19 protein-coding genes are annotated in these 21,939 nt (G+C 64.5%); 7 read left to right on the plus strand and 12 right to left on the minus strand.

The window, feature by feature from the left end:
• Positions 1-2: 2 nt before the first annotated feature.
• Positions 3-272: a DUF1467 family protein gene (locus ACQKOE_RS02285; protein WP_427511372.1), complete on the plus strand. Its 270-nt coding sequence runs from the start codon at positions 3-5 to the stop codon at positions 270-272.
• On the opposite strand, the gene ACQKOE_RS02290 is transcribed toward ACQKOE_RS02285, so the two are convergent.
• A complete protein-coding gene (locus ACQKOE_RS02290) occupies positions 269-2,890 on the minus strand; it encodes an ATPase (RefSeq protein WP_427511373.1) in 2,622 nt (873 codons plus the stop codon). The two genes, ACQKOE_RS02285 and ACQKOE_RS02290, sit on opposite strands and share 4 nt — an antisense overlap.
• 70 nt (positions 2,891-2,960) lie before the next feature.
• On the opposite strand from ACQKOE_RS02290, the gene ACQKOE_RS02295 reads away from it, so the two are divergent.
• The 4 genes from ACQKOE_RS02295 to ACQKOE_RS02310 all read left to right on the plus strand — a co-directional run bounded on the left by ACQKOE_RS02295 (position 2,961) and on the right by ACQKOE_RS02310 (position 6,946).
• Positions 2,961-3,263 carry an Hpt domain-containing protein gene (locus ACQKOE_RS02295; RefSeq protein WP_427511374.1) on the plus strand — a complete coding sequence of 101 codons (303 nt, stop codon included), beginning with the start codon at positions 2,961-2,963 and terminating at the stop codon, positions 3,261-3,263.
• Positions 3,264-3,365: 102 nt separating this feature from the next.
• Positions 3,366-4,553 carry a hypothetical protein gene (locus tag ACQKOE_RS02300; RefSeq protein WP_427511375.1) on the plus strand — a complete coding sequence of 396 codons (1,188 nt, stop codon included), beginning with the start codon at positions 3,366-3,368 and terminating at the stop codon, positions 4,551-4,553.
• Positions 4,554-4,576: 23 nt separating this feature from the next.
• Positions 4,577-5,524: a hypothetical protein gene (locus ACQKOE_RS02305; protein ID WP_427511376.1), complete on the plus strand. Its 948-nt coding sequence runs from the start codon at positions 4,577-4,579 to the stop codon at positions 5,522-5,524.
• Between the two features lie 6 nt (positions 5,525-5,530).
• Entirely contained in the window at positions 5,531-6,946 is a 1,416-nt protein-coding gene (locus ACQKOE_RS02310; RefSeq protein WP_427511377.1) for a sensor histidine kinase, read from the plus strand.
• 105 nt (positions 6,947-7,051) lie between these two features.
• On the opposite strand, the gene ACQKOE_RS02315 is transcribed toward ACQKOE_RS02310, so the two are convergent.
• Positions 7,052-8,335: a citrate synthase gene (locus tag ACQKOE_RS02315; RefSeq protein WP_427511378.1), complete on the minus strand. Its 1,284-nt coding sequence runs from the start codon at positions 8,333-8,335 to the stop codon at positions 7,052-7,054.
• Between the two features lie 13 nt (positions 8,336-8,348).
• Positions 8,349-9,788, minus strand: a complete 1,440-nt coding sequence (gltX, locus tag ACQKOE_RS02320) for a glutamate--tRNA ligase (protein ID WP_427511379.1) — start codon at positions 9,786-9,788, stop codon at positions 8,349-8,351.
• Positions 9,789-9,816: 28 nt separating this feature from the next.
• On the opposite strand from gltX, the gene ACQKOE_RS02325 reads away from it, so the two are divergent.
• The gene (locus ACQKOE_RS02325) at positions 9,817-10,680 is read left to right on the plus strand and encodes a DUF4131 domain-containing protein (RefSeq protein WP_427511380.1); all 864 of its coding nucleotides are present in this window, start codon (positions 9,817-9,819) and stop codon (positions 10,678-10,680) included.
• Positions 10,662-12,053, plus strand: coding sequence for a ComEC/Rec2 family competence protein (locus tag ACQKOE_RS02330; RefSeq protein WP_427511945.1), 1,392 nt, complete (start codon positions 10,662-10,664; stop codon positions 12,051-12,053). Before ACQKOE_RS02325 ends, ACQKOE_RS02330 begins: the two co-directional genes overlap by 19 nt.
• On the opposite strand, the gene lexA is transcribed toward ACQKOE_RS02330, so the two are convergent.
• The 9 genes from lexA to ACQKOE_RS02375 form a co-directional block, all read right to left on the minus strand.
• Positions 12,047-12,739: a transcriptional repressor LexA gene (gene lexA / locus ACQKOE_RS02335; protein ID WP_427511381.1), complete on the minus strand. Its 693-nt coding sequence runs from the start codon at positions 12,737-12,739 to the stop codon at positions 12,047-12,049. The two genes, ACQKOE_RS02330 and lexA, sit on opposite strands and share 7 nt — an antisense overlap.
• Positions 12,740-12,860: 121 nt before the next feature.
• On the minus strand, positions 12,861-13,334 hold the full coding sequence (gene moaC / locus ACQKOE_RS02340) for a cyclic pyranopterin monophosphate synthase MoaC (RefSeq protein ID WP_427511382.1): 474 nt from the start codon (positions 13,332-13,334) through the stop codon (positions 12,861-12,863).
• Positions 13,335-13,394: 60 nt separating this feature from the next.
• Positions 13,395-14,183 (minus strand): indole-3-glycerol phosphate synthase TrpC, encoded by a 789-nt coding sequence (gene trpC / locus ACQKOE_RS02345; protein ID WP_427511383.1) that lies wholly within the window; start codon positions 14,181-14,183, stop codon positions 13,395-13,397.
• Positions 14,184-14,510: 327 nt separating this feature from the next.
• Positions 14,511-15,470, minus strand: coding sequence for an anthranilate phosphoribosyltransferase (gene trpD / locus ACQKOE_RS02350; RefSeq protein WP_427511384.1), 960 nt, complete (start codon positions 15,468-15,470; stop codon positions 14,511-14,513).
• Entirely contained in the window at positions 15,467-16,057 is a 591-nt protein-coding gene (locus ACQKOE_RS02355; protein ID WP_427511385.1) for an anthranilate synthase component II, read from the minus strand. The genes trpD and ACQKOE_RS02355 overlap by 4 nt, the downstream gene beginning before the upstream one ends.
• Positions 16,058-16,240: 183 nt before the next feature.
• Positions 16,241-17,197, minus strand: a complete 957-nt coding sequence (gene pip / locus ACQKOE_RS02360) for a prolyl aminopeptidase (protein ID WP_427511386.1) — start codon at positions 17,195-17,197, stop codon at positions 16,241-16,243.
• A complete protein-coding gene (locus tag ACQKOE_RS02365; protein WP_374588152.1) occupies positions 17,194-18,258 on the minus strand; it encodes an alpha/beta fold hydrolase in 1,065 nt (354 codons plus the stop codon). The genes pip and ACQKOE_RS02365 overlap by 4 nt, the downstream gene beginning before the upstream one ends.
• A 37-nt stretch (positions 18,259-18,295) precedes the next feature.
• Entirely contained in the window at positions 18,296-19,807 is a 1,512-nt protein-coding gene (trpE, locus tag ACQKOE_RS02370; protein ID WP_427511387.1) for an anthranilate synthase component I, read from the minus strand.
• Between the two features lie 7 nt (positions 19,808-19,814).
• The gene (locus ACQKOE_RS02375) at positions 19,815-21,788 is read right to left on the minus strand and encodes a peptidyl-prolyl cis-trans isomerase (RefSeq protein WP_427511388.1); all 1,974 of its coding nucleotides are present in this window, start codon (positions 21,786-21,788) and stop codon (positions 19,815-19,817) included.
• Positions 21,789-21,939 lie beyond the last annotated feature (151 nt).

Here is a 21,939-nt window from a genome sequence, read left to right on the forward strand (position 1 = left end):
GAATGAAGCTGACCTCTGCCTTGGCGATCTATTTCCTGTTCTGGGTGATGAGCGCCTTTTTCGTGCTGCCATTCGGCGTGCGCACCCATGACGACGAACGCGCGGAAACCGTGCCGGGCCAGGTGACCAGCGCACCGGTCAACTTCAGCCCGCGCAAAGTGGCGATCCGCGCCACTTGGGTGTCCATTGTCCTGTTCGGCCTGTACTACGTCAACTACGTGCAGGGCTGGCTGACTATCGAGGATATCGACGTCACCCGCTACATTTTCTAATTGCGCAGCCGTTCGATGGCCTGGGCGAGCGCAACGTAGAGCTTGCCCATGTCCGACGACAGCAGCGTCACACCCAGGGCATGGCCGTCGCGGGTGGAGAGCAGCTGGCGCAGCATGGCTTCGAAATCATGGATATAGCGGCTGACGTGATCGCGGAACGCCCGGTCTTCCTCGTACAGGTGTGCAATCGCCTTGGCCTCGCCGCTGTCGAGCAGCCGCACCGCTCGCCGGGTAAAGATCCCGCGGTCTCCTTTCAGATAGGCTGACCACGCCGTATCGGTCACTTCCGTGTCGATGACCGAGGCAATGTCGATGGCGTTGGAATTGAGGCTTTCCGTGATCAGCGCAACCCGGCGGGCGAAATCGTTGTCCACCTGCTCTTCCGCGCGGCTGCGGGCATGGGCGACGCGCTGTTCCAGGTGCGCGGTGAGTTCGCTGACCTTGGCCAGTTGGTCGCGCAGTTGCATGGCGGCCTCGCGGCTGATGCTGGCGGCACTGGCGGCTGCCTGTTCAAGCTGACCCGCTACTTCCTGCGCGCGTTCACGTATGGCCTTGTCGATAGCGAGGGTGCTTTCGTCGCCCAGCCGGGCGGCAACTTCGGAGATGGCGCCAGCGCTCATCGTTCCGATGTTCGTCACGGCATCCCGGGCTGAGCGGTCAAGCTCTTCAATCGCCTGCTTGAGCTGGCCTTGGGCCTGCTCGGCGATGGCCAGGCTTTCGCTGCGCACCTTTTCGAGCGAGGCGGTCAGCTCTGCAAAGGTTCCGGCCTGGCGCGCTCCGTCCGCGTCCAGCTGAGAGGACAGCTTTTCGATCCGGGAGATGGCGGTCTGAAGCTCGCTGCTCCCGCGCGCGATATGACCCGCTACCCGATCACCGCTCAACTCTGCTTCGCCGAGCGTCTGCTTCAAGGCGGTCACCCGGCTTTCAACCTCGGCAAGCTTTGCTTCACTAACACCCATCGCGCGGGGCAGGTCGGTGGACGAATGCTGGACACTGGCCTGGATCAGCTCCAGCAAGCGCACGCTGCCATCGGTCAGGTCCGCAATCGCCGCGTCGGTTCCCTGGAGCGCTTCGCGGCTTGAGGCGAGGTTATGGCCGAGCGTCTCGAGGCTCTTGCCAATCCGGTCTTCCGCCTCGCCGCCCAAGGCGGTGACTTCGTCCAGGCGGCGGGCCAGGACTTCGAACTGCTGCGCCACGGTTTCGCTCTGCGCGACAAGCTGACGGCCATGCTGATCCTGCGCGGCGCGGCGTTCATCAATCTGGAGGTCCAGCGATTCCAGCTGGCCGGTCAGCTGCGCGATAAACTGGGCGTGGCGCTGTTCGAAGGCGGCCTGGCGGCGCTCCAGCTCGTCGGCAAACAGGCGGTCCCGTTCGGCCATGCGGCTGTCCAGTACAGCCGCTTCATTGGCCAGATCGGTCAGGCGATTGCGGGCAGAGGTCATCGCCTTTTCGTCGATTTCGGTGACCCGCGCGATGGCGCCGGTCAGGTCTTCTTCAAGCTGGACAATGGCGATCTTCCACGATTGCAGGGCCGTGCTTTCTCCATCGCGCAGGGAGCGGACCAGCGCGCTGCTTTCGTCGCGAATGGCGGTCAGGCGTGCGCGCAGCGAAGTCAGGCTTTCGGATTCCTGCACGTCGAGGATCTTGCGGGCGTCTTCCAGTTCATCGGACAAGGCCGTGGCCCGACTGCGGATTGCGGCCAGGGCTTCGATTTCATGCGTTTCAAGCTGGGTGCGGAATTCCGCCCCGCGTTCTTCCAGAGCCGAAAAGCGACGATCGATCATTTCGCCCAGTTCGTCCGTCCGCCGGGTGAATTCGGCAAGCGTATCGTCAACCACGCGGCTCAGGCTGGCGACCTGGCGTTCGCTGGCCTTGCCGAATTCGTTGAGGCGGTTGAGGCCCGCAACCAGATCGTCGATCTGGGCATTGGCCGTGCGGCCGGCGGTGCCGATGTTGTTGGTCACGTCCTTTGCCGAACTGGCGATGACCGGCAGGTGACCGCGCAACGATTCCATGTTTTCCAGCGCGGCGGCGCTGACCGTCTGGATCGAATCCAGCCGGTTGCCATTGTCGGAAATCAGGGTCGACAGGCGTTCCGCATGTTCGGACAGCCGCTCGGTAGCGACGCGGCCCAGCGATTCGATATCGCGCGCCTGCGAGGCGATGAATTCCCGCGCCAGGCTGAGTTCGCGGTTCACGACCGACAGGCGTTCTTCCAGCCTCGCCGATTCCACGCTGAGCAAATGGGCCGTACGGCCAAAGCGCAAGGCCTCGCGGCGGCTGTTGCGCATGGCGACCAGCCAGGCTACCGCCACCAGCAGAACCGGAACCGCCCAATCGCGCAGCCAGCCCGTCCATTGCTGCAAGGAGGCGCCCGCCTGCATTTCGGCCAGGTTGGCGAGGATGAACAGCACGGTCCATGCGGCAACGGCGGAAAAAGTCAGGGTTACCGCAGCGATTGCTCCCCACGAACGGCCTGCCGGAGCGATTTCCTCATCTGCATCGGGTAGCTGATAATCTTCGGCAGGCGCTTCGATGGCTTCGATCACGGCTTCGGGAGAGGGCGCGCCTTCCGGCTCGCCAGCGTCGATCGCAACAATGCGCGTCCTGCGGGTCATGGTCCTGCGTTTACCATGTTAGCCGGAAGGATAAACCCCAGTTTAACCTTTCCCCGATTAGCGTCGGCCGATGGCCTATGAAGCAGGATCACTGGACGCGACCATCGCTCTGGCAGCAGGGCAGGATGCCGCGCTGTTCACGGAACTGCGCAATGCTTTCGGTGAGAGTGCGGCCCGCCAACTGGACCTGATGAAGCGCGCCCGCTGCGATGCGAACTGGCACATGGCGGCCTTGCGCCTGAAAGGTCTGGCCGCTTCATTCCATGCCGAGGCGTTGATGAACCTGGCTGACGAGGCCTTGGATGGCGCACCTGGCGATCCCCTGGTCCTGCGCCGCATCGGCAGTTTTCTGGAAGAATTCGCAGCAGCTTAGCCGCCAGCGGACAGGGATTGCTTGGCACTGGCGCAATAGTCCATTAGACAACGCGCACCCCCAAAAGTGCGGAGAAAGACGCTGCGCGTTGCCGTTCTGACAATGCTTGAACCGATGGCTGCGGGCAGTTCGTCCGCGCGGGCGTTTCTGCGGATCGGTGGGCTTACGGTCGCGCGCCAGCAGGCAACGCTGGCGCTGCAACTGGGGTGTGAGCGGATTATTTGCATAGCGCCTGGGCTTTCTCCGGAACTGAGCGATTTGCAGCAGCAGATCGAGGCGGGCGGGGCGCAGTTCCACCTGATTTCCCATGCGCGCGCCCTGGTCGGGCTGGTCAGCGCAGTGGACGAGGTCCTGGTCCTGGCCGACGGTCTGTTTGCCACCAATTCCGCAGCCCATGCGCTGCTGGAAGAAGGACAGGCCGTGCTGGTCCAGCCGATCGAGCAAGGCCTGGCCGCCGGTTTCGAGCGGATTGACCTGAACCACGCCTTTGGCGGTGCCATGCGCTTGCCCGGCCGCCTCGTTGAGCGCCTGGCCGAATTGCCGGCGGATTGCGATGCGACTTCGGCCCTGCTGCGGATCGCGCTGCAAGCCGGAGTGCGGCAGAAAGCCATTCCGCAGCCGGATCAGGCGCGCCTGTTCTGGACCCTCGTTCGCAGCGAGGAACAGGCCCACGCGCTGGAACCGCAATGGATCCGCCAACGCACGCGCGGAGAGGGCGGGTTGAGCCTGTCAGGCGGGCTCGCGCTTCTGGCCGTGCGCAGTTTCGGACCGGCGATGCTGCACGCCGGAAGCGGCGCGAGAGTGCTGGTGCTTGCGGCTGCCGTCCTGTCGCTGCTCGCCCTAGGCGCTGGCTGGCTAGGCTTTGCGGCGCTGGGCTTGGGCTTCGTTGCGTTGGGCTGGATCGTGCGGGAATCCGCCGCCATGATCGCCCGCATCGAATTCGAGCAGGACCCGTTGGCAAGGGGGTTCGACGCAAAGGAGATCTATGGCTGGCTGCTCGACGTGCTGATCGTCATCCTGGCCGCTTTCGGATCTGAACCTGGCCAGGGACAGGATCTGGGCGCGCGGCTGTTCGCGCCTTTCATGCTCGTTGCTCTCCTCAGGATCGTGCCGCGACTTCTTCCGGGGAGCTGGTCGGCGTGGTTCCACGACCGGGGCTTGATCGCCTTGCTGCTGGCCGGCTCGATCCTGGCCGGACTGGGCGGCGCAACTGCAATGATCGCGTCCAGCCTGATTGCCCTAGGTGTAATCCTCCTGCCTCTTGGGCAATCGCGGCTAACGCGGCATTAACCAACTTGGTCTAGGTCGGCGCAATGACCGAAGGATTCACTCGGGCCTCCAGTCCCGTTGCAGCAGAGGACGCGCTGCGGCAGGATCTGGCGCGCGGCGATGCCGTGATTGAATCGGTCGGGCCGGTCCTGCGGCATCTGCTGTCCAGTGAGGACCATTCGGTTTTCCGCGACGAGATCGTAGCCGCGACACGCGGAATGCTGACTGACCTGACGCGCCAGTTGCTTGAAGGTTTGGCGGCAGAAGGAAATCCCACGGACCAGAATGCGGAGTTGTCAGCCGCTTTGGTTGAGCGCCTTGTCGGTGAGCCGGAGCTGCTGGTCCACGTCCACGCCCTTGCGCTCGAAGTGCAGCTGGCCTTGCGCCTTGAAGCGCGCCTGGGGCTTGATCCGGTGGTCTCGCCTCTGTTGCAGGCTCTTCTGGCCTCAAGCGATGAACACGTGTCGGCCTTGGCCATGGGGCTGGTCGCCGCCCAGGCGCGGTTTGTGCAGAACCAGCGGCGGATGCAGCTTCCGCTGGGGGAGCTGCCGGGCGATCTGCTGCACCGGGTCCTGATTGCATTCCGCGATGTGGTTTCTGGCCAGGATACTGCGGAACGTTGCGAAGCTGCGGTTCGCTCCGCCTTTGACGAGAGCCGCAGCAGGCTTGGTCTCCTCTCGCGCCTCGTTACGGGGATGGGGGGAGGGGCGACTGCCGGGCTTTCGCTGGGCCATGCCGGGGGCGCGATATTCCTGACCGCGCTTTCCCAGGCTTCCGGCGAGGAGCGGGAGAAAGTGGCTCTGATCGTCAGCCAGGAACAATTGACCCGGCTCGCGCTTGCCCTGCGCGCTGCTGGCATCAACCCCGACGGGATCGTCCAGCAGCTTGAGATCCTGCAACCCGACGCGCGGCTGCAAGCTTACCTTGAACACCTTGGCACCGATCAGGCCGCAACTTTGCTGGCCCAGTCGGCCCTGAACAGGCTAGGGTGATCGCCCATGGCCGCACATCCTCCCCCCCTGGCGCAAGGCCGCAGCGATGCCGCAGGTCATCTGGTCAACGCCAGTGAGCGCTTGTCAGAGCTTCAGTTCGAATGCGGCGGAGAGCTTCCCGGGGTGATTGCCATTCCGGCGCTGCGCGAACTGGAAACGAAGGCGCGGACCTTCGGGCTGAAGCTTGCCCGGACCATCCGCGCGAGCAATGGGCGCGACGCAATCACGGCCTGGGTTGAGATCGAGCCTGATGCGGACGGCGGAACGAACATGCGGTTTGCGTCATGGCAGTCCGCGCCGCTCCCACCCGAGGACACCGCGCAAATTGCCGAGCATCGCGCCGCAATCGACCGCACGCTCGCCGAACTGGTGGCGCGGCTCGACCGGCGGCAATGCCTGCTTTCGGTCGATTGCGAAGCTGCTGACTTGGCTGAACTGTGCAGCGCGATGAAGGGGGGACTGGGACGGCCCTGGACCGATTTCGTTTCGGTTGACGGTGCCAACCATCACCAGCCGATGCACTGGCGCCTGCTTGATGGGGCGAGCCTGACCATTCCCGGATCGCAGCGCAAGTGGCGCGCCACGCTCTTACCCCAGCAAGTGCCGGGGCGCGATCCGGCGGGGTTCGAACTCTGCCTTACCGCCGATGTTCCCTTGGCACGGCCGCAACTGCACGAGGCCGAAGTCGCCGCGCCCCGCAACAGCCAGGGCTTGGTCGGGCGGAATGTCGCTCCTGTCCTGCGCCAGCCGATCTCGCGGATCATTGCCAATGCCGAGACGATCCGGACTCGCCTGGCCGGCCCGATTGCGGACGAATACAGCCAGTATGCGGCTGACATTGCCGCAGCCGGGCAGCACTTGCTTGCCCTTGTGGAGGATCTGTCCGATCTTGAAGTGGTGGAATCGGAGGATTTCAACACGGCGCCGGACCGGATCGACCTTGCGCAGGTAGCGCAGCAGGCGGCCAGCATCCTGGCTGGACGGGCGCAGGAAAAGGGCATCGCGATCGACGCGCCCCGCCAAGGGGAGAGCCTGGCGGCCATCGCGGAATCGCGCCGCGTTCTGCAAATCCTGCTCAATCTGGTGGGCAATGCGATCCGCTACTCTCCGGAAAATTCTCACATCTGGATCCGCCTCGAAGACGAAGGCGCACGCGCTCGGGTTATCGTTGCCGATCAAGGCCCCGGTCTGTCGCACGAGCAGCAGGTCAAGGTGTTCGACAAGTTCGAGCGGCTTGGTCGCAGCGGGGAAGATGGCGGGTCAGGCCTTGGCCTCTACATTTCGCGCCGCCTCGCACGGGCCATGGGCGGAGATCTTACGGTGGAGAGCGCGCCGGGGCAGGGGGCGCGGTTCGTGCTGGATATTCCGGCGGACCTTTCGGCCCAGACGCCTGCCGCAGCAAAAGCGTACCGTCTCGACTAACGAAAAAAGCGGGCGCAATGGCCCGCTTTTCCCTTTTATCAGATTTGCCGCCACCGTTCCGGCCCTGCATCACCGGGAAGCAGGGTGCCGAAAGCGGGCGCGCGATCAGCGCTTGTCGAGCGGTACGTAATCGCGCTGCGTCGGGCCGGTGTAGAGCTGGCGCGGACGGCCGATCTTCTGGCCTGGATCGCTGATCATTTCGTTCCACTGCGCAACCCAGCCGACGGTGCGGGCCAGGGCGAACAGCACGGTGAACATGGTGGTCGGGAAACCGATCGCCGAAAGGATGATGCCCGAATAGAAGTCCACGTTCGGGAACAGCTTCTTTTCCACGAAGTAGGGATCGTTCAGGGCGATCTCTTCCAGGCGCAGCGCGGTTTCGAACAGCGGATCGTTGACCTTCAGCGCGTCGAACACTTCGCGCACGGTCTTCTGCATGACGGTCGCGCGCGGGTCGTAGTTCTTGTAGACGCGGTGACCGAAGCCCATCAGGCGGAACGGATCGTTCTTGTCCTTGGCGCGCTCGATATAGTGCGGGATCTTGTCCGGCGTGCCGATTTCCTTGAGCATGTTGAGCGCGGCTTCGTTCGCGCCGCCGTGGGCAGGACCCCACAGGCAGGCAATACCGGCAGCGATGCAGGCAAAGGGATTGGCGCCCGACGAGCCGGCCAGACGGACGGTGCTGGTCGATGCGTTCTGTTCATGGTCGGCATGAAGGATGAAGATGCGGTCCATGGCCTTTTCGACTGCCGGGATCACTTCGTATTCTTCAGCCGGCACGCCGAAGGTCATGCGCAGGAAGTTGCCGGTGTAGGACAGGTTGTTGTCCGGATAGAGGAACGGCTGCCCCACCGAATACTTGTAGGCCATGGCCGCGATGGTCGGCATCTTGGCGATCAGGCGGTGGCTGGCGATCTTGCGCTGCACCGGATCCGAAATGTCGGTGGAATCGTGGTAGAACGCCGAAAGCGCGCCGACTACGCCGCACATCACGGCCATCGGGTGTGCATCGCGGCGGAAGCCGCTGTAGAAGCTGGTCAGCTGTTCATGCACCATGGTGTGGCGGGTGATGGTATTGGTGAACTGGTCAAGTTCAGCCTTGCTGGGCAGTTCGCCGTTCAGCAGCAGGTAGCTGACTTCCATGAAGCTGGAATGTTCCGCCAGCTGGCCGATCGGATAGCCGCGGTGCAGCAGGACGCCTTCGTCACCGTCGATATAGGTCAGCGCGCTTTCGCACGATGCCGTCGAGGTGAAGCCCGGGTCATAGGTGAACATGCCCGTCTGGCCATAGAGCTTGCGGATGTCGATGACATCCGGCCCGACGCTGCCCGAAAGGACGGGATATTCCGTTTCGCCAGAACCGGCGCCGAGTTTAACCGTATTGCCCACCTTAGCTACCTCCTCAAACTTTGCCTGCATCGACCGAGGCCTGGGCACCGATCCGGGCCAGACTTTCTTCCCGGCCGAGCAGGACCAGAACGTCAAAAATACCTGGGGAAGTCGTTTGCCCGGTTAGCGCGGCCCGAAGGGGTTGCGCAAGCTTTCCGAGTCCAAGCCCAAGTTCTTCGGCCATAGCCTTCAAACTTGCCTCAAGCGTGTCAATTGCCCATTCGTCCAATGCCGCGATCCGGGCGTGGATGCTGCCGAGCAGCGCGCGGGCATCGTCGGTCAGCAGTGCCTGGGCCTTTTCCTCGATCGCCAGCGGACGCTCGGCAAAGAGGAAGGCGGAACTGGCAGCCAGTTCGTTCACGTCCTTGGCACGGACCTTCAGCACCGGCATGGCCTGGGTCAGCAGGTTCAGGTCGACATCAGCCGTCAGCTTCGCGGCGACCAGCTCTGCCAGCCGCGCATCGTCAGCCTCGCGCAGGTAGTGCGCGTTCAGGTTGAGCAGCTTGGCCAGGTCGAACCGCGACGGGCTCTTGCCGACATGGGCGATATCGAACCATTCAACCGCCTGATCGCGGCTGATGATCTCGTCATCGCCGTGGCCCCAGCCGAGACGCAGCAGATAGTTGAACAGCGCTTCAGGCAGTACGCCCATCTCGTCGCGATAGGCATCGACGCCCAGCGCGCCGTGACGCTTGGAAAGCTTGGCCCCGTCGTGGCCATGGATCAGCGGAACATGGCCATAGGCCGGTTCGGGCCAGCCCATCGCGCGGATAATCGCCAGCTGGCGGAATGCGTTGTTAAGGTGGTCGTCGCCGCGGATCACGTGGGTTACGCCCATGTCATGGTCGTCCACCACGACGGCCAGCATATAGGTCGGCGTACCGTCCGAACGGAGCAGGACGAAATCGTCAAGCTCCGCGTTCTGCACCGCGACGCGGCCCTGGACGAGGTCTTCGATGACCGTCTCGCCTTCGCGCGGGGCCTTGATGCGGACCACGAAGGGTTGATTTGTCGGAGCCGTCGCCGGGTCTGCATCGCGCCATTCGCTGTCAATGCGGAACGTGCGCCGCTCTGCCTGGGCCGCTTCGCGCCGGGCCTGGAGCTCTTCCTGCGTCAGGTAGCAGCGATAGGCATGGCCATTGGCCAGCAGTTCGTTCGCGACTGCGGCATGGCGGTCGGAGCGGGCGAACTGGAAGGTCGCGGGCTCATCGCCGCCCAGGCCGAGCCACTCCAATCCATCGAAAATCGCTTCAATGGCGGAATCGGTGGAACGGGCGCGGTCCGTATCTTCAATCCGCAGCAGGTACTTCCCGCCATGGTGGCGTGCAAACAGCCAGTTGAACAGGGCCGTGCGGGCCCCGCCGATGTGCAGGTAGCCCGTGGGCGAGGGGGCAAACCGCGTAACGACGCCGCGGGGTTCGCCCGTTGCCGCCATGACGCTATCACTTGCCATCAATCGTCCCTTCCTGTCATCTACTGCCATGGGTCGCGAAACTTTGCCGCAGGTGCCTATGGGCAGCGATGCGGCGCATACCGCTGCACTGCAACATGGCCCTTGGCGCATGACTCGCGACTTGTCCAGCGGGCTTGAGCAGGTTGAACGATTCCTTGTCCGGTCGCGGTTCGACCTTGCGCCCTGGGGCCTTGTGGCGCTGATTGCAGGGATCGCCAGCTGGTTCATCACGCCCAGCGCCTGGCACTGGGGGGCGGTCATTGGCGCGGGCCTTGGCATCGCCCTGGCCGCAATCGGATTCTTCCGGGCGGACGGACGCTATCCGTACCTGCGCCGGTCGCTGGCGGTCGTGGGCATTGCCGTGGCTCTCGGCTGCGCTCTGGTCTGGATCAAGGCAGAACTTGTTGGGGCAAGGCCGATTGCGCGGCCCATTGCCGCGACGCTGGAAGCGACCGTGCTGGACCGCGAAGACCAACCGGCGGAGCAGCGCGTGCGCCTGATCCTGGCGACCCGCGAACCGGGCGGTGCAAGAGCGATCAAGGTGCGGCTGAACCTGCCACTGGATGAGGCGAAGGGTTCGATTGAAAAAGGCGCGCGGCTCCGCCTTCGGGCGCGGTTAGTCCCGCCGCCTGCGCCGATGCTGCCGGGTGGCTATGACTTTTCCCGCACCGCCTGGTTTGCCGGATCGCCGCCACAGGCAGCGTGCTTGGCCCGGTGGAAGTCCTCCAGCCAGGAGAGCGCGGCCCCATCGCAGCGGCGCAGCGGCAGCTTTCTGGGCACGTCCGGGCCAATCTGGACGGTTCTGCCGGGACCATTGCCGCCGCTTTGGCCAGCGGCGATCGCGGGGCCATTGCTGAAGCGGATGACCAGGCGATGCGCGACGCCGGGCTGACGCACCTGCTGTCAGTCAGCGGGCTACATGTCAGCGCAGTCGTGGCGGCAGGCTACTTCGTGGCGATCCGCCTGCTGGCGCTATGGCCCTGGCTGGCCTTGCGGGTGCGCTTGCCCCTTGTCGCCGCCGGGACAGGAGCGTTGGTCGGGATTGGCTATACCTTGCTGACCGGCGCGGAACTGCCGACGATTCGGTCCTGCATCGGGGCCGTGTTGGTCCTCGCCGCCCTCGCCATGGGCCGCGATCCCTTGTCGATGCGGATGGTCACCATCGCCGGTTTTCTGGTCGTCCTGTTCTGGCCTGAAGCCGTCGTCGGGCCGAGTTTCCAGATGAGCTTTGCAGCGGTAATCGCCATCGTTGCCTTGCATGGATCTGTGGGCATGCGGTCCTTCAATGCTCCGCGTGAGGAAGGCTGGCTGGCGAAAGGAGCGCGTAACCTGTTCGGCCTGCTGATTACGGGCGTGGTGATTGAACTGGCCCTGATGCCGATTGTCCTGTTCCATTTTCACCGCGCCGGGGTTTACGGAGCGCTGGCCAACGTCGTCGCGATCCCGCTGACGACATTGGCTTCGATGCCGCTGATTGCCCTCGCACTGCTGTTCGATCTGGTGGGGATCGGTGCGCCGTTCTGGTGGCTGGCGGGCAAGTCGCTGGAACTGCTGCTGGCTCTGGCGCACTGGGTTGCGGCCATGCCCGGTGCAGTCACGGCCATGCCGGGCATGGGGAGGGGCGCGTTTGCCCTGTTCGTGGCGGGCGGCTTGTGGCTAGCACTCTGGCAAAGCCGGATCCGCTTGCTGGGTTTGGTCCCCGTCGCGGCCGGACTGATCTTGCTGAGCCAGGTGAGAACCCCGGACTTGCTGGTCTCCAGCGACGGAAAACATGTCGGGATTACACGCGTGGCAGGCGAAGATCTGCTGGTGCTGCGCGACAGCAGAAGTGGATACACCCGCGACAACCTGCTCGAAAGTGCGGGCATGAGCGGTGCGACGAGGACGATTGCGGAATGGCCCGGAGCCAATTGCAATGCTGATTTCTGCGCGCTGAAGCTGGAACGCAGGGGCAGATCGTGGCGTTTGCTGATCGGGCGGGGGACGGATTTTGTTCCGGAACGCGCACTCGCTGCCGCCTGCGACCGGGCCGATATCGTCATCGCCGGACGATACTTGCCGGGATCGTGCCGCCCGCGCTGGTTAAAGGTGGACCGGCGTATGCTCGATCAAACCGGAGGGCTGAAAATCGACTTGGTCCAGCAGAAGCTCGCCACCGTCGCTGAGGACCAGGGTCAGCATGGCTGGTGGAAGCCGAGGCAGGCCAACCAGCCATCTGCAAAAGCGCTGCCGGCCGAGGAGGCAAGCAGCGCCCCGGATCAGTGATAGCGGCGCAGCAATCCGGCCAGCTTGCCCTGGACCACCACTTCGCGCGGATCATAGATCTGCGGTTCATAGGCCGCATTGGCGGGATCGAGCCTGACGCGGCCATTCTCGCGGCGCAGGTATTTCAGCGTTGCTTCCTCGCCGCGCACCAGGGCTACGACAATTTCGCCATCGCGTGCCGTATCGGTGCGGCGGATCAGGGCATAGTCACCGTCCAGAATGCCCGCTTCGATCATCGAATCGCCGGAAACTTCCAGGGCGTAATGATCGCCCGCGCCCAGCAGGGCTGCCGGGACTGGCAGGGTGGCCGACGTTTCCATCGCCTCAATCGGGACGCCCGCCGCAATCCGGCCGTGCAGGGGAATTTCGATCACGTCATTGGCCGGAGCAGGGCGCGCTTCGGGCGGACGAATCACGGCAGCTGCCGCGCTGTTGCTGTTCGCCGCGCGAGCCGGAGCCTTGGTCGTTACGTCATCGGGCTGACGCAGCACTTCCAGCGCCCGGGCCCGATTGGGCAGGCGGCGGATGAACCCGCGTTCTTCCAGGGCGGAAATCAGCCGGTGAACCCCGGACTTTGACTTGAGGTCCAGAGCCTCCTTCATTTCCTCAAACGAGGGGGAGACGCCGCTTTCTTCAAGACGGGCCTGGATGAAGCGGATCAATTCGTGCTGCTTGCGAGTCAGCATGCCGGCATCACTCCGTTGGAATCGGTCCGGAACGGGAATGTTCCTGCACCGTTCAGTGAACGAATGAGGAACAAGTAAGCAACCTTTCGGAACGAGTCAAGCAGTTACGCCTTCCGAACAATCAATCCTCTGCGCGCCAGTCTCCGGACTTCCCGCCGCGCTTTTCGATCAGGCGCATGCCGGAAATGACCATGCCTTTGTCGACCGCCTTGGCCATGTCGTAAATGGTGAGGAGCGCCACCGAGGCGGCGGTGAGCGCTTCCATTTCCACACCGGTCTTGCCGGATAGCGAGGCGCTGGCGGTCACGCGCACGGCGCTCTCTTCAAAGGCGAAGTCCACTGTTGCCGCGTCGAGCGAGAGGGGGTGGCACAGCGGGATCAGGTCGGCGGTTTTCTTGGCGGCCATGATGCCGGCGATGCGCGCCGCAGCCAGAACGTCGCCCTTGGGAACCGCGCCATCACGGATTGCGGTAAGCGCCTGAGCGGACATGGTGATCCGGCCCTCGGCAATGGCCACGCGGCGCGTTTCTGACTTGGCGCCGACATCGACCATGCGCGCCTTGCCCTGTTCGTCGAGGTGGGTCAGCTCGCTCATCGTTCCTCCGTCGATCGGTCTGACCGTCTTGTTGCAGCTTTCGGCGCCAGTGGACAGGCGCTATCCGTTGAGCAAGGTGCGGGTCGCGGCTTCAACGTCATCTTGCCGCATCAGGCTTTCGCCGACCAGGAACGTGCGGATGCCGGACTTTTCCAGGCGGAGCAGGTCGGCATGGCCGTTGATCCCGCTCTCGCTGACCAGCAAGGTGCCCGCCGGGGCGAGGGGGGCGAGGCGTTCGCTGTTGGCCACGTCAGTCACGAACCGTTTGAGGTCGCGGTTGTTGACGCCGATCAGGCGGCTGCTCAGACGAGCGGCGCGTTCCATTTCGGCCTCGTCGTGCACTTCGACCAGAACGTCCATGCCGAGTTCCTTCGCAGCCGCTTCGATCTCAGCCATTTGGGCGTCGTCGAGGGCGGCGACGATGATCAGGATCGCATCGGCGCCGATGGCGCGGGCCTCAGCCACTTGCCAGGGGTCGACCATGAAATCCTTGCGCAGGACCGGCAGGTCGCAGGCCGCGCGGGCGGCGACCAGGTAATCCTCATGCCCCTGGAAATAGGGCGCATCGGTCAGGATCGAGAGACAGGCCGCGCCGCCGGCCTGATAGGCTCGGGCGTGAGCGGGCGGATCGAAGTCGGGGCGGATCAGGCCCTTGGACGGGCTGGCCTTCTTGATCTCGGCAATCAAGGCGAAGCCGGTCTCGGCCTTTCGGCGCAAGGCAGCTTCAAACCCGCGCGGGGCGGTTTGCTGCGCGGCCTTGGCGTCGAGGTCGGACCAGGAGGCCAGCGGCTTGCGGGCGGCAACTTCTTCGCGCTTGGTGGCGCAGATTTCTGCTAGTTTGTCGGTCATCTCGGGGGCGCTCTAGCTTGGATTTTCGGGCGGTGTCGAGTTTTGTTTGATTCTCACACGAAGGCACGAAGACACGAAGGCGTTTCAGCCGAAACGTTGCGTAGGAATAATCTCACGCAAAGGCGCGAAGGCGCCAAGGTGTTGCGCTGGTCGCCGAAGGCGTTTGCCTCTCAATGGTTGCGGCAAATTCTACGTCCGTATTTCACACGGCTTCGCCGAATGTCCGGCATCTTAGCGTCTTTGCGGCTTTGCGTGATTATCCAATAAAAGGACGATCCCCGAAAGAAGCTCTTCGTGCCTTCGTGTCTTCGTGTGAGTCCCAAAAACTCACCGAACCATGTCGATCCAGCAAGCGAGCAGCGCCTTGGCCAAGCCTTTATCGAGAGCTTCGGCCGCCTCTTCAACGCCTTCCAGCCAGTCCTCGACCTGTCCCGCCACCAGCAAGGCGGCTGCGGAGTTGAGCAGGACCGCAGTGCGATAGGCGCCTTGTTCGCCCATCAGCACCCGCTTTAGTGCCTCTGCGTTATAGGCCGCGTCACCCCCGCGCAGTTCTTCCAGTGGATAGGGTGCAAGGCCCGCATCGTCAGGCGAAATTTCCGCTGGCAGGGGCGGCAAGCCTATTGTGGCGAGATAGCTGGGACCAGCGACGGAAAGCTCGTCCAGCCCTTCTGCACCGGAGACGATCATCGCCGCTTCGGTGTCGAGCAGCTGCATCGCGTCGCGGTAAAGCGCGATCAGGTCCGGTCTGGCCACGCCGATCAGCTGGCGGCGGACACCAGCAGGATTGGCCAGGGGGCCAAGCAGGTTGAAGATCGTGCGGCGGCCCAGCGCCTTGCGGATCGGAGCAACGCGGGCGAGGGCCGGGTGGTGGGTCTGCGCAAAGAGGAAGGCAATGCCCAGGTCGGGCAGGGTCTGCTCTGCCAGTTCCGAGGCCCGCGCGATGTTCAGGCCGACGGCTTCCAGCGTATCGGCTCCACCCGCGAGGCTGGAGGCGGCGCGGTTGCCGTGCTTGGCCACCGGTACCCCGCAGGCCGCCACGACCAGCGCCACGGCAGTCGAGACGTTCACACTGTGCTGGCCATCGCCGCCCGTGCCGCAAACGTCGATCGCGCCTTCGGGTGCCGAAACGCGCTTCATCCGCGCCTTCATCGCCCGGACGGCACCAGCGATTTCCTCCGCCGTTTCGCCGCGCTCGGCGATTTCAACCAGGGTCGCGGCGATCTCCTCATCCGGCACGAGGCCGTCGAGGATCCGTCCGAACAGGTCTTCCGATTCTGCGAGATTCACGCGACTGCCTTTGGTTCCAGTCCTGCCATGCGCAGGAAATTGGCCAGCATGGCGTGGCCGTGTTCGGTGGCGATGGATTCGGGGTGGAACTGCACGCCGTGGATCGGCAGATCCTGATGGCGGAAGCCCATGACGTGGCCATCGTCAGACTTGCAGTTGACGACCAGCCCTTCCGGAACGTCGTCCACGATCAGCGAGTGATAGCGAGTGGCCATGAAGGGCGAGGGGAGGCCGGCGAAAATGCCCGTGCCGTCGTGCGTGACCGGGCTGGTCTTGCCATGCATCAACCCGCCGCGAACGACCTGGCCGCCGAAATGCTGGCCGATGGACTGGTGTCCCAGGCAGACCCCCAGCAGCGGCAGGCGCGCATTGGCGCAAGCTGCCACCAGGTCCAGGCTGATCCCCGCCTCGTTGGGCGTGCAGGGACCGGGCGAAATCAGAAAGCCCTTCGCGCCGCTGGTTACGGCCTCAGCCGCGGAGATCGCATCATTGCGGACCACTTCCACCTTGGCGCCCAATTCCATCAGGTAATGGACCAGGTTCCAGGTGAAGCTGTCGTAATTGTCGATGACAAGGATGTCGGCCATGGACAGGCCCATAGGCGGCTGTGCGGCGTTTTGCCAGTCACACTTGGCATGATCGTAAAAGCCAGTCCGTTCGTGCTGAGGAGGAGCCGAAATCGAAGATTGAGGAGCCGTCTCGAAGCACTCCGCGCAGCCCTTCGAGACGCCTTTCAGCTTTCAGCTTCAAGGCTCCTCAGGGCGAACGGGTCAGGATAGCGGCACCGCAAACCTGTCGGCGGCGCGGACCAGACCGTCGGTAATGCCGGGTTCGGTGAACAGGTGCCCACCATCGGGGACGATTTGCAGGTCCACTTCCGGCCAGGCCTGTTTGAGCGCCCAGGCGGCAGCGGGCGGGGTGCAGCAATCGTGGCGGCCCTGGACAATGACCCCCGGAATGCCGCGCAGCTTGCCCGCGTCGCGGATAAGCTGGTCCGGCTCCAGCCAGCAGTTGTGGCGGAAATAATGGTTCTCGATCCGGGCAACGGCCAGCGACTTGCGGTCAGCCTCCGGTCCGGACTCGTGAGGCTGGGGCAAGAGGGTCACGGTAGTGTCCTCCCACTGGCTCCACACCCGCGCGGCGGCAAGGCGGACCGCTTCGTCATCGCTGGTCAGACGGCGGTGATAGGCTTCGACCAGATCAGCGCGTTCTGCTTCGGGGATATGGTCCCGGAACGCCTGCCAGGCCTCCGGGTAAAGTTCGCTGGCGCCGTATTTGTAGAGCCAATCGTATTCGCCGGACGTGCCCAGGAAAATGCCGCGCAGCACAAGTTCGCTCACGCGGTCGGGATGCCTTTCGGCATAGGCGAGGGCCAGGGTGGAACCCCACGAGCCGCCGAAGACCAGCCAGCGATCATGCCCCGCCATCTCGCGCAGCCGCTCCATATCCGCAACCAGGTGCCAGGTGGTGTTCGCCTCAAGGCTGGCAAAGGGGCGGGACCGGCCGCAGCCACGCTGATCGAACAGGAGAACGTCATAGCGCTCCGGATCGAATTGCTGGCGCTGCTTGTCGCTGCACCCGCCGCCCGGTCCGCCGTGAAGGAAGACGGCCGGCTTGGCTCCGGGCGTGCCGCAGCGCTCCCAATAGATTTCATGCCCGTCGCCCACGTCCAGCCAGCCGCTGGCATAGGGCTCGATAGGCGGATAGAGCGTGCGGCGCTCCGTCACTTGGTTGCCAGCAGCTTGGCGAGGTCACTCTTCCAGAACTTCGCCCAGGTGTGCGTGCCGTGTCCCTTGGTTTCGGGTGTAGCCGGGATAAGGATGAAGCGCGCGCGGGGCATCAGCTTCGCATGCTGCTGCGCCAGGCCAAGTTCCGGCGGGTTGATGAAATCGTCGGCGGAATTGATCCACAGGACTGGTACAGTGATCTTCTTCAGGCCCGGCAGCGGGTTGTAATCGCGCGAGGAATCGAGCTGATAAATCTGGTCGTTGGCGTCCAGGTCCCCGGCGGCGCGGGCAGCATAGGCTTCGTTCAGGTACTTCACCGCCGCATCGCGGGTGGGGTACTGGGCTTGAAGCGCGACTGGGTTTCCGCCCGCGATCATCGAGATGTAGCGCGCGGTGCGCAGGCCGCTTTCCGGCTGCTGGGTGTAATTGCCGCCGTTCCACAGCGGATCGGCCTTGATCGCGTCAATCGACATCTGGCGCCACATGCGGTTGCGTCCGGCGATTTCCATGGCGTTGCAGGCAAAGGGCGCCAGGCGGCGGGCAAAGCCCGGATATTCGGTGCCCCAGACGAAAGCGTGCATGCAGCCCATCGAGGTCCCGAGGATCAGTTGCAGCCGGTTGACCCCTAGACCTTCGGTCAGCATCCGCTTTTGCGCCGCCACCATGTCGAGATAGCCATAGCGCGGGAAGGCCATGCGCTGCCCATCGCTGGGCTTGGAGCTTTTGCCGTGGCCGATGTTGTCCGGCAGGATCACGAACCATTTGCTAGTGTCGAGCACTTGGCCGGGGCCGAACAGCTCGTCGGCGAATTGCGGGCGATAGAACTGGTGGCCCGAACCGCCGGTGCCATGCAGGATCATCACCGCGTTTTCGATCTCACCCGCAGCATTGCGGCGCGGCGTGCCCAGCGTGGTGACATGCAGGTTGAGGTCCATGACCTCGCCCGTGCCAAAGCGGAAATCCTTGAGCACGACATCGCGCTCGGCCCCGCGTTTGGACCAGTCTTCGGCGTGGAGCGGGGCGGCGAAAAGGGCGGCGATCAGGAGGAGAAGTTTGCGCATGGCCGCAGGCTAGCCATGCGCGGCCCCGGCGGTCAAGCTATTGCCCGTATCCCGCTTCACCCGCGACGCGAACAGCCTCGCGCGCGGCGGCGATCAGGGCACCGGCCTTGGCCTCGCACTCGCGCTGTTCATAGGCAGGGTCGCTGTCGGCCACGATGCCGGCACCGGCCTGGACGTGGAGCATGCCGTCCTTGACCACTCCGGTGCGCAGGACGATGCAGCTGTCCAGGTTGCCGTCGGGCGCAAAGTAGCCGACGCCGCCGGCATAGGCGCCGCGCGTTTCGGGTTCCAGCTCGGCAATGATCTCGCAGGCGCGGACCTTGGGGGCACCGCTGACCGTTCCGGCCGGGAAGCCTGCGAAGACCGCGTCGATCGCATCGTGGTTCGCCGCATCAAGGCGCCCGACCACGTTGGAGACGATGTGCATGACGTGGCTGTAACGCTCGATCGTGTAGCTTTCCGTGACTTTCACCGAACCGGCCTCGGCCACGCGGCCCACGTCGTTGCGGCCCAGGTCGAGCAGCATGAGATGCTCGGCGCGCTCCTTGGGGTCGGCCAGCAGGCTCGCCTCGTTGGCGCGGTCCTCGTCCGGAGTCGCACCGCGCGGGCGGGTGCCAGCGATAGGCCGGATCGTCACTTCGCCATCGCGAACGCGAACCAGGATTTCCGGGCTGGACCCCGTCAGGGCAAAGCCAGGCAGGTCCAGGAAGTAGAGGAAGGGCGAGGGGTTCACGCGCCGCAGCGCGCGATAGAGCGAGAGGGGCGGCAGCGTGAACGGGCAGGTAAAGCGCTGGGCCAGCACCACCTGGAAGATGTCGCCTGCTTCGATGTAGTCCTTCGCGCGCAGCACCATGTCACGGTACTGGCCGGGAGCCATGGTGGGTTGAAGGGCTGGCTCCGGCAGGCTGGCGTCGCGCACGGGCAAGGGTGCCGCCTTGGTTAGGCGGAGCAGCGCGGCGTCGATCCGCTCTTCTGCCTGTTCCAGCGCGCGATCGCCGCTGTTCGGCCATACCGGCGCGACGCACCACAGCGCGTCGGTCAGCCGGTCAAAGATCAGGATCAGGGCCGGGCGGACAAACAGCATGTCCGGCAGGGCCAGCGGATTCTCCGCCGGGCGCGGCAGCTTTTCGACCAGGCCATAGGTTTCATAGCCGAAATAGCCGACCAGGCAGGACAGGACCGGCGGCAATTCCTGCGGCACGTCGATCCGGCATTCGCCCACCAGCGCGCGCAGCTCCGCCATGCTGTCCCCGGGCAGCGGGGCAAAGGCGGCGCGATCATCGCGCCATTGGCGGTTCACTTCCGCCGCCGCGCCGGTTGCCCGGAACACCAGGTCAGGATCGAGGCCCAGCAGGCTGTAGCGCCCCCGGACTTCGCCGCCCTCAACCGATTCCAGCAGGAAGTCGCCGCGCCCTTCTTCGATTAGTTTGACTCCCGCGCCGACCGGGGTTTCGGTATCCGCCACCAGCTTGCGCCAGATCAGGCTGGAACGGCCTGAGGCGAGGGCGGCGGACGCGGCGGTCCAGTTCTCGGGACGGGTACTGCTCATGATGGGCTTATTGTCCGGTCTGGAGCCGCTTCTTCAGTGCGGAGATGTGCTCTTCGTTACGGGTAGTGCCGATTTCCGTCCGCATCGCATTGCTCAGCTGGTCGTCGTATTCCTTGCCGAACGCGCCCTGCAGGCTTTCCTGAAGACCTGCGAGGCGCGGATCGTTCGGGGCGACCTGACCGGGGATCACTTCGCTCACCGTCACGACGTACCAGCCCCGATTGCGCGGCGCGGCGAGCAGGCGGACCTTGCCCTTGGCCATCGAGAACAGCAGCAATTCGGGCTTGGACGCGTTCTGCCCCTGGCTCTGCACATCCATCCGCGCCTTTTCCACCCGGTCCACCGGGGGCAGCGGGACGCCGAGCGAGGCGAGGGCGGCTTCCGCCGAAACGCCCTTCTGCATCTGGGTCTGGACCTTTTCCGCAGCAGCCTTGGCCGCCTTGGCGCCCTTTGACAGCTGGATGTCGGCAATCACCTGGTCGCGGATCGCAGCCAGCGGCGGCGGTGCGGCGGGCGTGATCGACCCGGCGTCATAGATCATGAAGGTCTTGCCCGGTTCGGTTTCCGTGAGTTGCGCCTGACGTTCCCCTTCCATGGTGAAGGCGGCTTGCAGGATCGGTGCGAGTTCCTTGGGCGCGGTCAGGCCCGGCTTGCCAAAGACATTGCCGTCCGCAGTCAGCGGCGCGGTTTCCTGGACCTGAAGGCCCATGTCCTTGGCCAGATCCGGCAGGGTTGCGCCGTTGGCCAGGTCGTCTTCGATCTTGGCGGAGAATTCGGCGATGGCGGCGCGGCGCTTGTCTTCGGCCAGTTGCTTGACCAGTTCGGGGCGTGCCTGTTCCAGCGTCTTGCCAGGGTTGCCGTCAATCCCGTCAACCCGGACGAGCAGCCAGCCCAAGGGCGACTTGAACGGTCCGGCAACCTTGCCGGTCGGTGCGGAGAACACGGCATTGGCCGCATCGCCCGTGCTTTGCAGGGCAAAGGCGGACTTTTCCATGCTGCCCAGGTTGGCAACCGACAGGCCCTTGGCCCCGGCAGATGCTTCAAGCGACTTGCCGCCCGCGATTTCGGCCGCAACGGCCTTCGCCGCCGCCTCGGTGGGGAGGACGAGCTGCGAAAGCTTGCGCTTGTCGGTCGGCGCGTACTTCGCCTTGTTGGCGTTATACAGCGCAGCGATTTCGGCATCGGTGCTGGCGGGCACGCTCTTCAGCACGTTGTCGCCAAAGGTGATGTAGCGGATCGTGCGGCGTTCGGGCAGGGCATAGTCGCCCTTGCGGCCATTGTACCAGCCGGTGATTTCCGCCTCGCTCGGCGGGGCGGCAGGCGCGAAGGCGGCGGCGGGAAGAGTGACGATTGCACCCTTGCGCCGCTCGAGAATCACGGCGGCATAGCGCATCGAAATCTTCGCCGGCAGGCGCAGGCCAAGCTGGTTTGCCCCGGTCAGCTGACGCGCAACCAGGTCTTCGGCGACTTCCTTGCGGAACTCGGCATCGGTCATGCCGCGTTCGGCGAGGAACTGGCGGTAAAGCGCCGGATCGACCTTGCCATCGGGAGCCTGGATGCGGGTGATCTTGGCGATCTCGCTGTCGATCAGGCGGTCGCCGATGTAGATGCCGTGGCGCTGGCCCCACTGGCGTGCCGCCTTGCGGTCAATCAGGTAGGAAAGCAGGTCTTCCAGGCCGTTGCGGCCCAGGAAAGTAGCCATGTTCACTGTCGGGTCCTGCTGGCGCATCCGGGTGAGGATCGTCTGGACCGAGCGTTCAACCTCGGCATTCTCGATCTTTTCCTTGCCGACCTTGGCCAGGGTGGTCTTCCCGCCGGCCGAACCCAGTCCGCCCATGTTCGCCACGTCGCCGCTGGCAAAGGCAAAAGCGATCAGCGCGACGAAGCCAAGGGTCATGGCGACCCCCCATTTGGACTGGAAAAAACTGCGGAAAGACTGAAGCATTGCTCGCTCGCCAGGAAGTGAACCCGCGCCGACCATCGGCGCATCAGGCCGGGCTTTAGCAGCATTGCGCCTGCAAGCAATGGTTTGCGGGCACCATCCCCGGCGCTTTGCCGCATCCCCTTTGACAACCTGCGATGCACTCGCCTAGGCGCGGTTCTGAGCCTGCCTGTCGAGCGGGAAATTTTTG

The organism is Novosphingobium sp. NPDC080210, from assembly GCF_050281025.1.
Lineage (GTDB): Bacteria > Pseudomonadota > Alphaproteobacteria > Sphingomonadales > Sphingomonadaceae > Novosphingobium.

Excerpts from the sequence above, each read along its gene's own strand:
- ACQKOE_RS02285 (WP_427511372.1), top strand. The coding sequence starts at position 3 with ATGAAGCTGACCTCTGCCTTGGCGATCTATTTCCTGTTCTGGGTGATG.
- ACQKOE_RS02290 (WP_427511373.1), bottom strand. The coding sequence starts at position 2,890 with ATGACCCGCAGGACGCGCATTGTTGCGATCGACGCTGGCGAGCCGGAA.
- ACQKOE_RS02295 (WP_427511374.1), top strand. The coding sequence starts at position 2,961 with ATGGCCTATGAAGCAGGATCACTGGACGCGACCATCGCTCTGGCAGCA.
- ACQKOE_RS02300 (WP_427511375.1), top strand. The coding sequence starts at position 3,366 with ATGCTTGAACCGATGGCTGCGGGCAGTTCGTCCGCGCGGGCGTTTCTG.
- ACQKOE_RS02305 (WP_427511376.1), top strand. The coding sequence starts at position 4,577 with ATGACCGAAGGATTCACTCGGGCCTCCAGTCCCGTTGCAGCAGAGGAC.
- ACQKOE_RS02310 (WP_427511377.1), top strand. The coding sequence starts at position 5,531 with ATGGCCGCACATCCTCCCCCCCTGGCGCAAGGCCGCAGCGATGCCGCA.
- gltX (WP_427511379.1), bottom strand. The coding sequence starts at position 9,788 with ATGGCAAGTGATAGCGTCATGGCGGCAACGGGCGAACCCCGCGGCGTC.
- ACQKOE_RS02325 (WP_427511380.1), top strand. The coding sequence starts at position 9,817 with ATGGGTCGCGAAACTTTGCCGCAGGTGCCTATGGGCAGCGATGCGGCG.
- ACQKOE_RS02330 (WP_427511945.1), top strand. The coding sequence starts at position 10,662 with ATGCGCGACGCCGGGCTGACGCACCTGCTGTCAGTCAGCGGGCTACAT.
- lexA (WP_427511381.1), bottom strand. The coding sequence starts at position 12,739 with ATGCTGACTCGCAAGCAGCACGAATTGATCCGCTTCATCCAGGCCCGT.
- moaC (WP_427511382.1), bottom strand. The coding sequence starts at position 13,334 with ATGAGCGAGCTGACCCACCTCGACGAACAGGGCAAGGCGCGCATGGTC.
- trpC (WP_427511383.1), bottom strand. The coding sequence starts at position 14,183 with ATGACCGACAAACTAGCAGAAATCTGCGCCACCAAGCGCGAAGAAGTT.
- ACQKOE_RS02355 (WP_427511385.1), bottom strand. The coding sequence starts at position 16,057 with ATGGCCGACATCCTTGTCATCGACAATTACGACAGCTTCACCTGGAAC.
- ACQKOE_RS02365 (WP_374588152.1), bottom strand. The coding sequence starts at position 18,258 with ATGCGCAAACTTCTCCTCCTGATCGCCGCCCTTTTCGCCGCCCCGCTC.
- trpE (WP_427511387.1), bottom strand. The coding sequence starts at position 19,807 with ATGAGCAGTACCCGTCCCGAGAACTGGACCGCCGCGTCCGCCGCCCTC.
- ACQKOE_RS02375 (WP_427511388.1), bottom strand. The coding sequence starts at position 21,788 with ATGGTCGGCGCGGGTTCACTTCCTGGCGAGCGAGCAATGCTTCAGTCT.